This window comes from Pseudomonas sp. NPDC079086, from assembly GCF_044542155.1.
GTDB lineage: Bacteria > Pseudomonadota > Gammaproteobacteria > Pseudomonadales > Pseudomonadaceae > Aquipseudomonas.
The window spans coordinates 227,736-243,075 of record NZ_JBITTY010000003.1; the positions used below are offsets into that span (position 1 = coordinate 227,736).

General features: G+C 58.8%; 15 protein-coding genes. 5 read left to right on the plus strand and 10 right to left on the minus strand.

The window, feature by feature from the left end:
* Position 1 precedes the first annotated feature (1 nt).
* The 3 genes from ACIGEK_RS15825 to ACIGEK_RS15835 are packed head-to-tail and all read right to left on the minus strand — an operon-like array spanning position 2 to position 3,335.
* Positions 2–790 carry a Na(+)-translocating NADH-quinone reductase subunit C gene (locus ACIGEK_RS15825; protein ID WP_397494249.1) on the minus strand — a complete coding sequence of 263 codons (789 nt, stop codon included), beginning with the start codon at positions 788–790 and terminating at the stop codon, positions 2–4.
* Entirely contained in the window at positions 783–1,994 is a 1,212-nt protein-coding gene (locus tag ACIGEK_RS15830) for an NADH:ubiquinone reductase (Na(+)-transporting) subunit B (protein WP_397494250.1), read from the minus strand. Before ACIGEK_RS15830 ends, ACIGEK_RS15825 begins: the two co-directional genes overlap by 8 nt.
* A 3-nt stretch (positions 1,995–1,997) precedes the next feature.
* Positions 1,998–3,335 carry a Na(+)-translocating NADH-quinone reductase subunit A gene (locus tag ACIGEK_RS15835; protein WP_397494252.1) on the minus strand — a complete coding sequence of 446 codons (1,338 nt, stop codon included), beginning with the start codon at positions 3,333–3,335 and terminating at the stop codon, positions 1,998–2,000.
* A gap of 272 nt (positions 3,336–3,607) precedes the next feature.
* Between ACIGEK_RS15835 and ACIGEK_RS15840 the strand changes: the two genes are divergently transcribed.
* Positions 3,608–4,168, plus strand: a complete 561-nt coding sequence (locus tag ACIGEK_RS15840) for a chalcone isomerase family protein (protein WP_397494253.1) — start codon at positions 3,608–3,610, stop codon at positions 4,166–4,168.
* A 130-nt stretch (positions 4,169–4,298) separates the two neighbouring features.
* Here the strand turns inward: ACIGEK_RS15840 and ACIGEK_RS15845 are convergent, their stop codons facing one another.
* Positions 4,299–5,765: a glyceraldehyde-3-phosphate dehydrogenase gene (locus ACIGEK_RS15845; RefSeq protein ID WP_397494254.1), complete on the minus strand. Its 1,467-nt coding sequence runs from the start codon at positions 5,763–5,765 to the stop codon at positions 4,299–4,301.
* A 131-nt stretch (positions 5,766–5,896) separates the two neighbouring features.
* Here ACIGEK_RS15845 and mfd point away from each other — a divergent pair, with 131 nt between their 5' ends.
* Both mfd and ACIGEK_RS15855 read left to right on the plus strand, forming a co-directional pair.
* Positions 5,897–9,334, plus strand: a complete 3,438-nt coding sequence (mfd, locus tag ACIGEK_RS15850) for a transcription-repair coupling factor (RefSeq protein ID WP_397494255.1) — start codon at positions 5,897–5,899, stop codon at positions 9,332–9,334.
* An 11-nt stretch (positions 9,335–9,345) separates the two neighbouring features.
* On the plus strand, positions 9,346–9,885 hold the full coding sequence (locus tag ACIGEK_RS15855; protein ID WP_397494256.1) for a CsiV family protein: 540 nt from the start codon (positions 9,346–9,348) through the stop codon (positions 9,883–9,885).
* Between the two features lie 58 nt (positions 9,886–9,943).
* Here the strand turns inward: ACIGEK_RS15855 and ACIGEK_RS15860 are convergent, their stop codons facing one another.
* The 4 genes from ACIGEK_RS15860 to ACIGEK_RS15875 are packed head-to-tail and all read right to left on the minus strand — an operon-like array spanning position 9,944 to position 12,991.
* Positions 9,944–10,681 (minus strand): S-methyl-5'-thioinosine phosphorylase, encoded by a 738-nt coding sequence (locus tag ACIGEK_RS15860; RefSeq protein WP_304862925.1) that lies wholly within the window; start codon positions 10,679–10,681, stop codon positions 9,944–9,946.
* Positions 10,682–10,691: 10 nt separating this feature from the next.
* Positions 10,692–11,690 (minus strand): beta-N-acetylhexosaminidase, encoded by a 999-nt coding sequence (gene nagZ / locus ACIGEK_RS15865; RefSeq protein ID WP_397494257.1) that lies wholly within the window; start codon positions 11,688–11,690, stop codon positions 10,692–10,694.
* A gap of 21 nt (positions 11,691–11,711) precedes the next feature.
* Entirely contained in the window at positions 11,712–12,236 is a 525-nt protein-coding gene (locus tag ACIGEK_RS15870; protein ID WP_397494258.1) for a L,D-transpeptidase family protein, read from the minus strand.
* Positions 12,237–12,283: 47 nt separating this feature from the next.
* Positions 12,284–12,991: a TetR/AcrR family transcriptional regulator gene (locus ACIGEK_RS15875; protein ID WP_397494259.1), complete on the minus strand. Its 708-nt coding sequence runs from the start codon at positions 12,989–12,991 to the stop codon at positions 12,284–12,286.
* A 271-nt stretch (positions 12,992–13,262) separates the two neighbouring features.
* Here ACIGEK_RS15875 and lexA point away from each other — a divergent pair, with 271 nt between their 5' ends.
* Positions 13,263–13,874 carry a transcriptional repressor LexA gene (lexA, locus tag ACIGEK_RS15880; protein ID WP_160084936.1) on the plus strand — a complete coding sequence of 204 codons (612 nt, stop codon included), beginning with the start codon at positions 13,263–13,265 and terminating at the stop codon, positions 13,872–13,874.
* 10 nt (positions 13,875–13,884) lie between these two features.
* Positions 13,885–14,361: an SOS-induced cell division inhibitor SulA gene (gene sulA / locus ACIGEK_RS15885; RefSeq protein ID WP_397494260.1), complete on the plus strand. Its 477-nt coding sequence runs from the start codon at positions 13,885–13,887 to the stop codon at positions 14,359–14,361.
* Positions 14,362–14,472: 111 nt separating this feature from the next.
* On the opposite strand, the gene ACIGEK_RS15890 is transcribed toward sulA, so the two are convergent.
* Positions 14,473–14,706: a hypothetical protein gene (locus tag ACIGEK_RS15890; RefSeq protein WP_090248059.1), complete on the minus strand. Its 234-nt coding sequence runs from the start codon at positions 14,704–14,706 to the stop codon at positions 14,473–14,475.
* 78 nt (positions 14,707–14,784) lie between these two features.
* On the minus strand, positions 14,785–15,303 hold the full coding sequence (locus ACIGEK_RS15895; protein WP_397494261.1) for a DUF6586 family protein: 519 nt from the start codon (positions 15,301–15,303) through the stop codon (positions 14,785–14,787).
* Positions 15,304–15,340: the final 37 nt, after the last annotated feature.

A 15,340-nucleotide genomic window follows, 5' to 3' on the forward strand; every position in this document is an offset into this window, starting at 1 on the left:
ATTAAGCCTCCCCTGCGCGCAGGTTAGCGATAAACGGACCAAAGCCGTTCTGACCCAGCCAGAAATTCAGCAGGTTATCGACGCCCTTGCTGGTCAGTGTGGCACCAGCCAATGCATCAACCTGGTGAATGGCTTTAGGGCTCTGCGGATCTACGCCACCCTTAACCACTGCAACGGACAGTTTGCCGTCTTCGTCGAAAAGGGTTTTACCCAACCACTGGGCCTTCCACTTAGGATTGTCGACTTCACCACCCAAACCCGGGGTTTCGGCGTGCTGGTAGAACCCCATCCCGGCGACCGTATTCAGGTCACCTTTAATGGCAATAAAGCCATAGAGGGTGGACCACAAGCCGTAACCGCGCACAGGCATGATCAGCGTATCCAGTTGACCGTCTTTCTCCACGACATAAACCGTGGTGTAACGCTCAAGGCGCTTGATCGAGGCAATATCCTTATCACCGCCAAGAACACTGGACAGTTTTGGATCTTTTGCAGCCTTCAACGGATCGAAGGTCATCGGGTCCTTGGCATCAGAAAACTTGCCGGTTTCCAGATCAACCAGCTTGGCCGTAATGGTGCCGTTAAACATGCCTTTAACTTGCGCAGCAGACATATTGGGCTCGCCCAGCCCTGCAATTGCCAGGATGCTGCGCTGCTTATCCAGCTGACGGTTTTCTACCTGAGTCGGCTTCAGCGCGATGGCTGCGCCGGCCACAAACACCGAGCACACCAGGCAGACCAACAGGGCCACCACCAAGGTGCGGACGGTGGATTCTTTTTGACTAGACATTGCGTGCCAGCCTCCGCTTGATATTGGCTTGAACGACAAAGTGGTCGATCAGCGGTGCAAACAGGTTGGCGAACAGGATCGCCAGCATCATGCCTTCCGGGAAGGCTGGGTTGACCACACGGATCATCACCACCATCACACCGATCAGGGCACCGAAAATCCACTTACCGGTATTGGTCATGGACGACGACACAGGGTCGGTGGCCATAAAGAACATACCAAAAGCAAAACCACCCACCACCAGGTGCCAGTACCAGGGCATGGCAAACATAGGATTGGTGTCGGAGCCAACCATATTCAGCAGCAAGCTGAAGCCGATCATGCCCAACATCACACCCAACACGACGCGCCAGGCAGCGATTTTGGTAATCAGCAATACGCCGCCGCCGATGAGGATCGCCAGTGTGCTGGTTTCACCAATTGAGCCGTGAATGGTGCCGACAAAAGCGCTCATCCAGGTAATACCGTGGCCAATGATGTTTTCCACGCCACCTGCAGCCGCCAGGCTCAACGAGGTTGCACCGGCAAAACCGTCAACGGCGGTCCATACCGCATCACCAGACATTTGTGCTGGGTAGGCGAAGAACAGGAAAGCACGCCCCGCCAACGCCGGGTTAAGGAAGTTCTTGCCGGTACCGCCAAACACTTCCTTACCAATCACCACACCGAAGCTGATGCCCAGTGCGACCTGCCACAGCGGGATGCTCGGCGGCAGAATCAGAGCGAACAACACCGAGGTGACGAAGAAACCTTCATTGACTTCATGCTTGCGGATAGAAGCGAACAACACTTCCCAAAAACCGCCGACGATAAACGCCGTCGCATAAATCGGCAGGAAGTAGGCAGCGCCCTGGATAAAGTTATCCCACAGACTGCCTGGGTCAAACCCAGCCAATGCGCCGATCAGCGCAAAGCGCCAACCCTCTTGGGCGGCCAACAGTTCAGGGCTCTGAGCGAAGATCAAATTGGCCTGATAACCGGTGTTCCACATACCGAAGAACATCACCGGGAAGGTACACAGCCACACGGTGATCATCATGCGCTTGAGGTCAATGCCGTCACGCACGTGGGCGGTGGTCTTGGTTACGCTACCGGGGCGATAAAAGAACGTGTCTACGGCTTCATAGAGCGCATACCAGTTCTCGTACTTGCCGCCTTTTTCAAAGTTGTGCTCGATTTTATCGAGGAATGCACGGATACCCATGACTTAACCTTCCTTCTCGATGCGCGCGAGGTTGTCGCGCAGGATCGGGCCGTATTCATACTTGCCAGCACACACATAGGTGCACAGCGCCAGGTCTTCTTCGTCGAGTTCCAGGCAGCCCAGTTTTTGAGCCATCTCGGTGTCACCAACGATCAGGTAGCGCAGCAGTTGCGTCGGCAGAATATCCAGCGGCATCACGGCTTCGTAGTTGCCGACCGGCACCATGGCGCGCGGGCTGCCATTGGTGGTGGTGGAGAAGGCAAACTTCTTCGCAGCATTGAGCTTGGAAACAAAGATGTTCATCACCGAGTGCTTGTTGACGCCAGCACGCAGATAGTGCATCAGCTCACGCTCATTACCTTCAGCCAGGCAAGACACCTGCAAGTGATAACGACCAAGGAAGGCAAACGCGCCCTGAGCAGTACGACCGCCCAGCACAGAACCGGAAATAACCCGATTGAAGCCTGGCTGCAGCTGGCCGGCAGTCAGCTCACTGAGGTTTGCGCCCAGACGAGTGCGAACCAGGCGCGGCTGCTCGACCACGGGGCCGGCCAGCGCAACAACGCGCTCAGTCCAGAGCTGCCCAGTGGTGAACAGTTTGCCAATGGCGATCACGTCCTGATAGTTGATCGACCAGACGCTTTTGCTGGCGCTGACCGGATCCAGGAAGTGGATATGCGTTCCCGGCAAGCCCGCAGGGTGCGGACCGGCGAAGGCCTCGGTCTGTACCTTGCTCAGCTGTTCGCCAGGTAGGCTGGCACCCTCAGCCTTGCACAGAAAGACCTTGGCCAGATTACTTAGCACCTGCAGACCGTGTTCAAAGTCAGCAGCGTACTCGGCGATTACCACAGCCGGATCGGCTGCCAGCGGCTGAGTATCAATGGCCGTGACGAAAATCGAGCTAGGCTGTGCGTCAGCAGCCGGCACCTTGCTGAACGGACGAGCACGCAGCGCGGTCCACAGGCCAGACTGCAGCAGCACTTCACGCACTTTGGCGTCGCCGACAGTCGCCAGTTGGTCCACCGCCACCTGATCAAAGGTGATTTGCTCATCGCCCTCGACATCGATGACCACGGACTGCAGCACACGCTTTTCGCCACGATGGATGGCGCTGATTACGCCAGCAGCCGGAGCGGTGTATTGCACGCCTGGCGACTTCTTATCCGAGAACAGCACCTGACCAAGCTTGACCCGATCACCAACCTGAACCTCCATCGAAGGTTTCATACCGTGATAATCGAAGCCTATGACGGCGACGCTACGCACTGGCCTTGCAGCCTCGATGCGCTGCGCCGGCACGCCTGTTATGGGCAAATCAAGCCCATGTTTTATTTTGATCATAGGTTTGCCTAACCACTGATTTATAAGCTTTTTTAGAATACGGACGACACCAACGCAGAAAAATGCGGCACAGCGCCAAAAAACAAGTCAGGCGCGGGGCAGGATGTCGGTCGCGGGAAAAAATCTGGCCGATTATAAGTCGCACCTTCGGCCACTGGCCACCCAAGCGCTTGCTTTTATCCGGTTTAACGTAACAGAAGGCAACAGATGGCGGCTTGACTGCAAAGCCGCCGCGCGCGACATAGGACTAATAGACCCAACGGAGCCCTGCCATGCGCCTGCTACTCGCGCTTACCACCCTACTGCTACTGAGCGGCGAGCTTTTCGCCAACAACCGCGAACGCTTGCAAGAAGCCAACTTCGCCACCACTCACCAGTTAGAGCAAAACAGTCTGGAACGCAAAAACCAGAGCGTGCTGACCTACCTGTGGGCCGATGTCTACGCCGCCGCCTTCTATGCCCCCACCGAGGCCAGTGCCAGCCAGGCAGTCGCTAAACCACTCACGCAACGCCTGGAGCTCTACTATTTTCGCAACATCGACAGCCAAGACGTGATCGAGGCAGCCTGGGTCACGCTCAAACGCCAGCATGACGCCGCCACGCTGCAACGCCTGCGCCCTGAGTTAGATGCCCTGCACGCCACTTTTCGGGATATTCGCCCCGGTGATCGATACGCCCTGAACTTCAACGCAAACAGCGGCCTAACCCTGGAGGTGAATGGAAAAGTCGCCTACACCAGCCAGGACCCAGCCCTGGCCAAGGCCTACCTGGGCATATGGCTCTCGCCCAACGGCCTTTCGGATAAATTGCGCACCAGCCTGCTGGCCGACTAATTCCAGACATTAAAAATAACCGGGGGTCATTTTTGACGTCGCGCAGCGGCGGCCCGCTGGGTGGCACCAGGGATAAAAAGCCATAAAAAACGGGAGCCGAAGCTCCCGTTTTTTTATGCGTCACCCGCGTTTAGCGAGGAAAAGCCGGCGGGTTGACCCCAGCCATGTCTTCCATCACGCGAACCACCTGGCAGCTGTAACCGAACTCGTTGTCGTACCAGACGTAGAGGATTACTCGGTTGTCGTTGCAAATAGTGGCTTCGGCATCGACCACACCCGCGTGGCGCGAGCCCACGAAGTCGGTGGATACCACTTCCTGCGACTGCACAAAGTCGATCTGCTTTTGCAGGTCCGAGTGCATAGCCATTTGGCGCAGGTACTCGTTGACTTCATCACGGCTGGTGGCTTTCTCAAGGTTGAGATTGAGAATGGCCATCGACACGTTGGGCGTCGGCACGCGAATAGCATTGCCGGTCAGCTTGCCCTTCAACACCGGCAGCGCTTTGGCCGCTGCAGTCGCTGCGCCCGTCTCACTGATCACCATGTTCAACGGTGCCGAACGACCACGGCGATCGCCTTTGTGGAAGTTGTCGATCAGGTTCTGGTCGTTGGTGTACGAGTGCACCGTTTCAACGTGACCGTTGGCAATGCCGTACTGGTCATTGATCGCCTTGAGCACCGGCACGATGGCGTTGGTGGTGCAGGATGCAGCCGAGATGATCTTGTCATCTGCAGTGATCTCGGCATGGTTAACGCCGTGCACGATGTTCTTCAGCGCGCCCTTACCAGGTGCAGTCAGTACTACGCGATCAATGCCCGGGCAGGCCAAATGCTGGCCCAAGCCCTCAGCGTCACGCCACACACCGGTGTTGTCCACCAGCAGCGCGTTTTTGATGCCGTACTGGGTGTAGTCGACTTCTTTCGGGTCTTTGGCGTAGATCACCTGAATCAGGTTGCCATTGGCAGTGATGGTGTTGTTAGCCTCATCAATAGTGATGGTGCCATCGAACGGGCCGTGTACCGAGTCGCGACGCAGCAGGCTAGCGCGCTTGGACAGGTCGTTGCTCGCGCCCTTGCGCACAACAATGGCGCGCAGACGCAGGCCATCACCACCGCCGGTTTTCTCGATCAGAATGCGCGCCAGCAGGCGACCGATACGGCCGAAACCGTACAGCACAACATCAGTGCCTTCGCGAGCTGCACCGCTCTGGCTACCCGCCACTTCGGCCAGCTCGTCTTTGACGAACTGCTCGATGCTGCGACCTTTACCGTCAGCCTTGAACTTGCTGACCATCTTGCCCAGATCCACCGATGCTGCGCCAAGCTTGAGCTCGGTCATGGTCTTCAGGATCGGAAAGGTATCGTGTACCGACAGCTCACTGCCGTCAGCCAGGCGGTGACGGGCGAAGCGGTGGGCTTTAAGAATGTCGATCACCGAACGGTTGATCAGACCACGGCCGTAGATCGAGGTGACCACGTTGTTGTTACGGTAGAGTTGGCCAATCATCGGAATCATCGCTTCCGCAAGGGCTTCTCGATCGATCCACTCACCGAGACACTGGTCGGGCTTCTGAGTCACGGGCAGTACCTTCCACATGTAGGGGCTGAAAAAAGGGGCTACATTATGACGGCGCAAGCAAGCATGAGCAATGCACGACTGTCGTAACTGACACCGCACATAAACGCCCGCTACAATCGCCGACCTTGTGCCATGACCGTGAGCCGCCCGTGCCTGTACTGCGTCTACCGTCCCTGCCGGCCACTGCCGGGAAACAACACTGGGGCAACCTGCCCGGTGCCGCGCTGAGCCTGGCGATTGCCGAAGCCGCCAGCAATGCCAAACGCTTCACCCTGCTGCTGACTGCCGACAGCCAGAGTGCAGAGCGCCTGCAAGAGGAGCTGAGCTTTTTCGCTCCGGATTTGCCGGTGCTGCATTTTCCTGACTGGGAAACCCTGCCCTACGACCTGTTTTCGCCGCACCAGGACATTATTTCCCAGCGAATTGCCGCGCTCTATCGCCTACCTGAGCTCAAGCACGGCGTCTTGGTAGTTCCGATCACCACAGCCCTACACCGCTTGGCACCCAAGCGTTTTCTGCTCGGCAGCAGCCTGGTCATGCAGGTCGGCCAGCAACTCGACGTCAACCAGATGCGCAGCAACCTGGAAGCCGCCGGCTATCGCTGCGTGGACACGGTGTACGAGCACGGCGAGTTCGCTGTACGCGGCGCGTTGATTGATCTGTTCCCGATGGGCAGCAGCCTGCCGTATCGCATCGACCTGTTCGATGATGAAATCGAAACCCTGCGCACCTTCGACCCAGAGAGCCAGCGCTCCATCGATAAGGTCGAGTCGATCAAGCTGCTGCCGGCGCGCGAATTTCCGCTGGAAAAGAAAGCTGTCACCGACTTTCGTGGGCGCTTTCGCGAGCGCTTCGACGTGGATTTCCGCCGCTGCCCGATCTATCAGGATCTTTCTACAGGCATTACGCCGGCAGGGATCGAGTACTACCTGCCGCTGTTCTTCGAAGAAACCGCCACCCTCTTCGACTATTTACCTACCGACACCCAGGTGTTCTCCCTGCCGGGTATCGAGAAAGCCGCCGAGCAGTTCTGGGTGGATGCGCGCAGCCGCTATGAAGATCGCCGCGTCGACCCGGAACGCCCGCTGCTGCCGCCGGCCGATATCTTCCTGCCGGTGGAAGACTGTTTCGCCTGCCTGAAAAATTGGCCGCGTGTGGTGGTCAGCCAGGACGACATCGAAGAAGGTGTCGGCCGTTTGCGCTTCAATGCCAAACCGCTGCCTGACCTGGCCATCCAGGCCAAAGCCGGTGAGCCGCTGGCCGCGCTGCGCCGTTTTATTGAGGAATACCCAGGCCGCGTGCTGTTCTGCGCAGAGTCTGCCGGGCGCCGCGAGGTGCTGCTGGAGTTGCTCGCCCGCCTCAAGCTCAAGCCCAATGAATTCGACAGCTGGCCAGCCTTTACTGCCAGCAAGCAGCGCCTAGGTATATGCATCGCCCCGCTGGATGACGGCCTGCTGCTCGAAGACCTCGCCCTGGTAGCGGAAAGCCCGCTGTTCGGCCAGCGCGTCATGCAGCGTCGCCGCCGCGAGAAATCCCGCGACGGTGGCGACAACGTCATCAAGAACCTTACCGAGCTGCGTGAAGGCGCGCCGGTCGTGCATATCGATCATGGTGTCGGCCGCTACCTGGGCCTGGTGACCATGGAGTTCGACGGCCAGGCCGCCGAATTCCTCGCGCTGATGTATGCCGAAGAAGCCAAGCTCTATGTACCGGTGGCCAGCCTGCACCTGATCGCGCGCTACACCGGCAGCGACGACGCCCTCGCCCCACTGCACCGTTTAGGCTCGGAAATCTGGCAAAAAGCCAAGCGCAAAGCCGCCGAACAGGTGCGTGATGTCGCCGCCGAACTGCTCGACATCTACGCCCGCCGCGCCGCCCGCGAAGGCTATGCGTTTGCCGACCCGAAGGCCGATTACACCACGTTCAGCGCCGGCTTCCCCTTCGAGGAAACCCCGGATCAGCAAGCCGCCATCGAGGCCGTTTACAGCGACATGCTCTCCGCCAAGCCCATGGACCGCCTGGTATGTGGCGATGTGGGCTTCGGCAAAACCGAAGTGGCCATGCGCGCCGCCTTTATCGCCGTGCATGGCGGTAAGCAGGTGGCGGTACTGGTGCCCACCACCCTGCTCGCCCAGCAGCATTACAACAGCTTCCGCGACCGCTTCGCCGACTGGCCGGTAAAGGTCGAGGTAATGAGCCGCTTCAAGAGTGCCAAAGAAGTCAGCGAGGCCATGCAGCAACTGGCTGAGGGCAAGGTGGATATCGTTATCGGCACCCACAAGCTGCTGCAGGACGACGTTAAATTCAACAACCTGGGCCTAGTAATCATCGACGAAGAGCACCGCTTTGGCGTTCGCCAGAAAGAACAGCTGAAGACCCTGCGCAGCGAAGTCGACATCCTTACCCTGACCGCAACGCCAATTCCGCGCACCCTGAACATGGCCGTGGCCGGCATGCGTGATCTGTCGATCATCGCCACACCACCAGCGCGGCGCTTGTCAGTACGCACCTTCGTCATGGAACAGAACAACCCGACGATCAAGGAAGCGCTATTACGCGAACTGCTGCGTGGCGGTCAGGTGTATTACCTGCACAACGACGTGAAAACCATCGAGAAATGCGCTGCCGACCTGGCCGAACTGGTGCCCGAAGCGCGCATCGGCATCGGCCACGGACAGATGCGCGAACGCGAGCTGGAACAGGTGATGGGCGACTTCTATCACAAGCGTTTCAACGTGCTGATCGCTTCGACCATTATCGAAACCGGCATCGACGTGCCGAGCGCCAACACCATCATCATCGAGCGCGCTGACAAGTTCGGCCTGGCTCAGCTGCATCAGCTGCGCGGCCGCGTTGGTCGTAGCCACCATCAAGCGTACGCCTACCTGCTGACGCCGCCGCGCAAGCAGATGACCGACGACGCGCAGAAGCGCCTGGAAGCCATCTCCGGCGCCCAGGACCTCGGCGCCGGCTTCCTGCTGGCCACTCACGACCTGGAAATCCGCGGCGCCGGCGAACTGCTCGGTGATGGCCAGAGCGGGCAGATCCAGGCAGTCGGTTTCACCCTGTATATGGAAATGCTCGAACGCGCGGTGAAATCCATCCGCAAGGGCGAGCAGCCCAACCTCGACCAGCCGCTCGGCGGCGGCCCGGAGATCAACCTGCGCGTACCGGCGCTGATCCCCGAGGACTACTTGCCCGACGTGCATGCGCGACTGATCCTCTACAAGCGCATCGCCAACGCCGCCGACGAGGATGGCCTGAAAGAACTGCAAGTGGAGATGATCGACCGCTTCGGCCTGCTGCCGGACCCGACCAAGAATCTGGTGCGCATTACCCTGCTGAAATTGCAGGCGGAAAAGCTCGGGATCAAAAAGGTAGATGCTGGCCCACAAGGCGGGCGCATCGAATTCGCCGCCGACACCTGCGTCGATCCGCTAACCCTGATCAAGCTGATTCAGAGCGCGCCAAACCGCTACAAATTCGAAGGCGCGACGATGTTTAAAATCCAGGTAGCCATGGAGCGCCCGGAAGAACGATTCAACACCTTAGAGGCGCTGTTCGAGCGCCTGACTCCCCCTACGTAAAGGACTGACCCATGCGCGCACTCCGCACCCTGGCCTTGCTGCCGCTTATCCTGCTGAGTTTACTCAGCAGCACTGCCGTCCTGGCTGAAAGCCTCTATCAGGTTGAGGTCATCGTCTTCCGCCAGGCCGCCACGCCGATTTCCGCCGGCCAGCTGCCGCCCGATAACTGGGCGCAGGACGCGCTACCAGTGGATGGCAGCAACAGCCGCAGCACCGCACTGAACGCCGAAGCCGGCAAACTCAGCCCGTCCAACGGTTATCAGGTATTGCTGCACAAGGCCTGGTCGCAAAACCTGGGCGAGTCGAACAGCCGCGTTGCCATCAGCACCGGTAATGAACAGTTCGGCCACTACCCCGTTGAAGGCACCATCAGCCTCAAGGCTGGCCGCGTGATCGAGCTAGACAGCGATATCTGGGTCAATCAACTCGATGCCAGCGGTATCCTCAACGACAGCGAGCGCATCAAGCAGAGCAGCCGCCTGAAAAGCGGCGAACTGACCTTTGTCGATAATGGCAGTCTGGGTCTGCTGATTCGCGTCAGCCCGCTGTAATAACGCAGATACAAAAAAGGCCGCATTACGCGGCCCTTTTTATTGCAGCTCAGTCCAGTCAGCTGGCCAGCACCCGCGCCAATACAGCCTTGACCGTACCCATACCCTCTTCCAGGGCCCGCTCGATTTCCGCCATGGTAATCAATGCGCGAGACTTGCCAGCAGCCGGGTTAACCACCAGCGCCAGGCAGGCATAAGGTAAGGCCAACTCACGGGCCAGCACCGCTTCTGGCATACCGGTCATGCCAACAATGTCACAGCCATCGCGCTCCATCCGCGCGATCTCGGCAACCGTTTCCAGCCGCGGCCCCTGGGTGCAGCCATACAGGCCGTGATTACTGAACGCACAATGTTCGGCAGTCAGGGCGTTGGCCAACTTGGTACGCAGACCCGCGTCATAGGGGTGACTGAAATCGACGTGGGTGACGTGATCCAGCTCACCTTCAAAATAGGTGTGTTCACGCCCATAGGTGTAGTCAATGATCTGGTGCGGCAAACAGAAATGACCGGTGCCCATGGCCGAGTGGATACCACCCACGGCATTCACCGCGATAATCGCCTTAGCCCCTGCCTCGCGCAGCGCCCAGAGGTTGGCGCGGTAGTTGACCTGATGCGGCGGGATGCGATGCGGATGCCCGTGACGGGCGAGGAACAGCACTTCACGGCCGGCATAGTCACCCTTGAGCACCGCCGCAGAGGGTGCGCCATAGGGGGTATCGATATGCAGCGCGGCCTTGATGGTCAATCCGTCCAGCTTGGTCAGACCGGTACCACCGATAATCGCGTAAACCGTCATCCATTACTCCTCAGTCGATTAATTGCGCATCGCGCAGGCTACCAACTGCTGCCAGCCAACGCGGACTCTGCCGATACTCAATGCCCGGGAAGGCCTGCCGGCGCATCCTTGCCAGACCTTGCGGCGGCTCCACCTTGAGACGCTGCAAAGCACTCAAGGCCAGCTCAGCCGCTGCCCGATCATTACACACCAGGCCCATGTCACAACCCGCCGCCAGCGCGGCCTCGATACGGCAGGCCGCATCACCGACCACATGGGCGCCAGCCATGGACAAATCGTCGCTGAAAATCACCCCATCAAAGGCCAACTCGCCACGCAGAATATCCTGCAGCCAACGCCGGGAAAAACCCGCTGGCTGACTGTCTACCTGAGGGTAGATCACATGGGCAGGCATCACCGCTGCCAGTTGACGACTCAACTGCGCGAAAGGCTGCAAATCGATTTCACGAATCTGCTCCAGACTGCGCTCATCGACCGGGATGGCCACATGGGAATCCGCCTCGGCCCAGCCGTGGCCAGGGAAATGCTTACCGGTGGCAGCCATACCGGCGGCATTCATACCCCGGATAAACGCCCCGGCCAACAAGGTCGCGCACAGCGCATCACCTTCAAAAGAGCGACTACCAACCACCGCACTGCGCTGATGATCCAGATCCAGCACCGGGGCAAAACTCAGGTCCAACCCTGCAGCCAGCACTTCGGTGGCCATGACCCAGCCACACTGCTCAGCCAGATGCTCGGCATTAGCGTTATCAGCCAGCGCGCGCATCGCCGGCAAGCGCACAAAGCCCTGGCGCAGACGCTGCACCCGGCCGCCTTCCTGATCAACTGCCAGCAGCAAATCCGGGCGCACCGCGCGAATGGCCGCAGACAGCTCGCGCACCTGACGCGGATCTTCGATATTGCGTGCGAACAGAATCAACCCAGCCACCTGCGGCTGGCGCAGAAGCTGCCGATCCTCCGCCGTCAGCCAGGTGCCGGCGATATCCAGCATCAATGAACCTTGCATGGGTGAACTCACAACTCTTCCTTAATTAAGAGGTACAGACGCCCACTCAGGGCAGCTAGCCTCGTCAATCTGTACCGCACATTGAACCGGGACACGCGCAAAGAGTTCCAGCAAATCGCTGTTGCGCACACGTACGCAGCCATGCGACAGCGCCACGCCCATGGGTTCGCTGTCCGGCGTACCGTGTATGTAGATATAGCGGCGAAAGGTATCGACAGTACCCAGACGGTTGCGCCCTGGCTCACAGCCACTCAGCCAGAGAATGCGCGTGAGAATCCAGTCACGCCCGGGAAATTGCGCATGCAACTCGGGCGACCAGACCTCGCCCGTCCAGCGCCGCCCACGCAGTACGGCGGCATTTGGCAAACCATCGCCAATCTTCGCCCGCACCCTGTGCAAGCCACGCGGCGTGCAGCCCGAACCATTACGTTCACCAGCGCCATTGAGCGCGGTGGAAACGCTCAGGCGCAGTTGCAGCTGTCCGCTGGCAAAGCCATACAGGCACTGATCAGCGAGGGAAATATGCAGAAAATCGAGAGCAACCATGGGCGGCTAGCTTAGCGGATAGCATCCACCAAGCCCACCCGCCGAGGTCAAACTTTGCTGGGGGCAGCGGAGGGCTTGGTACGCGGTTTGAGTTGAGCGCTGGCCAGGGCCTCATCGGTCAAGCCGGTTTCCGAACGCATACCGGCGGCCAGGAACGGCACCATCAGGCGCATCACCTGCTCAATCGAAGTGTTAACGCCGAAGTCGGTTTCCGACATGGCCCGCAGGGCCTTGATTCCGGACATGCTGAACGCTGCCGCGCCGAGCATAAAGTGTACGCGCCAGAACAGCTCCAACGGCGGAATGCGCGGAGCAGCTTCATGCACCAGCTGCATATAACGACGGAACACCTTGCCGTACACCTCTTCGAGGTACTTACGCAGGTGACCCTGGCTCTGGCTAAAGGCCAGACCCAGCAGACGCATAAAGATTGAAAGATCGTTACCACTGCGCGGCTTTACTGCCAGCGCCTGCTCCACCAGTAATTCAAGCAACTCTTCCAAGCTGACCTTGGTTTCCGGCTTGGCCTGGCGGCGATCCAGCTCACGCTCCAGACTTACGCAGAAAGGCCCGAGAAAGCGTGAGAACACCGCCTGAATCAGGGCTTTCTTCGAGCCGAAGTGGTAATTCACGGCAGCCAGGTTCACCCCTGCCTTGCTGGTGATCAAGCGCAGAGAGGTTTCTGCGAAACCTTTCTCCGCAAAAAGCTGCTCTGCCGCATCGAGAATGCGTTCAACGGTTTCCGACTGGGCCATGACTCTTTTCATCTGAACAAACACTTGTTTGAAACATACGTTTCAGCCGCCCGCCTTGTCAAGTCGGGCAAACCATCTTGTGGCCGGGCGGTCACAGCCATCCACTAAAGGTACAGGCTCACCCTAGCTAGACGCCCCGCACGCGACCCGAGTAACAGTGGCTGCAACAGACGGGATGAAGGTCAATTGAGTAGAGATCAGAACACAAGGATTGCCAACCGCTGATCACTGTATATAATCCCAGTCACTGTACAAAAAAACAGAGCCGACCATGCTAAAACTGACGCCGCGCCAAGCTGAAATTCTCGCCTTCATCAAGCAGTGCCTTGAAGACAACGGCTACCCGCCTACCCGAGCGGAAATCGCCTTGAAACTGGGTTTCAAATCCCCCAACGCAGCGGAAGAGCACCTCAAAGCCCTGGCCCGTAAGGGTGCCATCGAAATGACCCCGGGGGCTTCGCGCGGCATTCGCATTCCAGGCTTCGAACCCAACGCTGAGGAAGACGAAGGCCTGCCGGTTATTGGTCGCGTTGCCGCAGGCGCGCCGATTCTGGCGCAGCAACATGTCGAAGAGTCCTGCAAGATCAATCCAGACTTCTTCCACCCCAAGGCCGACTATCTGCTGCGCGTACGCGGCATGAGTATGAAAGACATCGGCATCTTCGATGGCGACCTGCTGGCCGTTCACACCACCCGCGAAGCACGAAATGGCCAAGTAGTGGTGGCGCGCCTCGACGATGAAGTGACCGTCAAACGCTTCAAACGCGAAGGCAATAAGGTCTGGCTGATTGCAGAAAACCCGGAGTTCGCACCGATCGAAGTAAACCTGGAAGAACAGGACCTGATTATTGAAGGCTTGAGCGTCGGCGTTATCCGCCGCTAGTGGAGGATTTATGCAGTTCCCGCAATCACTGAACCGTACACAATTGCCTTTGTTCGATGCGTTTCTGGCATCGACCGTGACGCCATTACTTGCCGATAGCGCTGAGCTACCCTGGCTGGATGATGAAACAGAGGCTTTCAGTGAACTGTCGCTGCGTGGTGCAGCCGGGCACTGCCTGAACCTTCTAGCGCCGATTCTGCGTGAGCTTAGCGAAAATCACGACGAGCGCTGGCTGACCCTTATCGCCCCGCCATCGAGCCTGACCCAGACCTGGCTACGCGAGGCAGGCCTAAATCGCGAACGCATCCTGCTGCTGCACCCACGCGGCGCACAAAGCGCGCTGGAGTTGGCGCAACAGGCTTTGGAGCTGGGGCGTAGCCATACCGTAGTCAGCTGGCTGCACCCACTGGAACGCGAAGCGCGGCAACAGCTTGAGCAAGCGGCCCGCCAGGGCAAAGCGCAAAGTCTGAATATCAGCCTGGGATAGCGGCCAGAGATCGCGCACAAGGAGTGTGCGTGTCAGCCATTAGAAATCTGGTGCAAGAAACAGCGAACCCGAGCAGAACGCTCTAACTCAGGGCCCGAAAGTATTCTGCAATCAATGCAGAACCCGCGGCCCCTCTTCCTGCTGGAAATTATTTTCAGCCAAACGCCCCGCCATCTGAACACCGACATTGAGCATGGCCTTGGCCACCTCGACGTGCTGCCCCTGCAGAAAGGCTTTAGCATCGGCAGAGAAATCCAGCACCACCAGTGACTCTTCATCCTCAGCACGACGCAGGGCAATGCGCCCGTCGGGCAATTCAACAATTTCCAGGAATGATGTTGGCATTGGCTTAGCTCTCCACAATAGGCTGACAGTGTAACAGCCGGCCCGCGCTCGCCCTAGTCCGCCGGTCCAATCAGCCTCTTACCACTCGCTCAAGGTTTGCCGAAAACGCTGCGCCAGAGCCTTCAACTGCTGACGCCAGGCCTCAAGAGTGTCCTGCGCCAAGGGTGCGACTTCGTCATCCAGACTGACTGCGGTGATCAACGGCGTAGCAGGATCGACTTTGGCTTTCTTTCCAGCCTGTGGCGGTTGAAATAACTCGGCATAGGCCTTGAGCAGCTGAGCAACCCAGCTGCCAGCGGACTGTGCCAGCTCGACCAGCTCACCCAGTTCCTGGCTTGGCGCCGCCTGCAACACTTCCTCGGTGAGAAAGCGTTCGGCCCGCGGAGCAGCACTGTCCGGCAAACGGTAATAGCCAGCAATCTCATGGCACAGGCCCAGCAAGGCACCGTACAGATGAAACAACGCAGCCTCACGCTCAGCCTGGATCAAGGCCAGGGCATTCATGCTCTGACCCTGCTCGGCTTTACGCCAGGACTCCAGCGCCAGACCGGCATAGAAAATTTTCTGATTGGTACGGGTATAGAGTTCATTGGCCATTGCGGCACCCTCCATAACGGATTGGATAAGCATACGC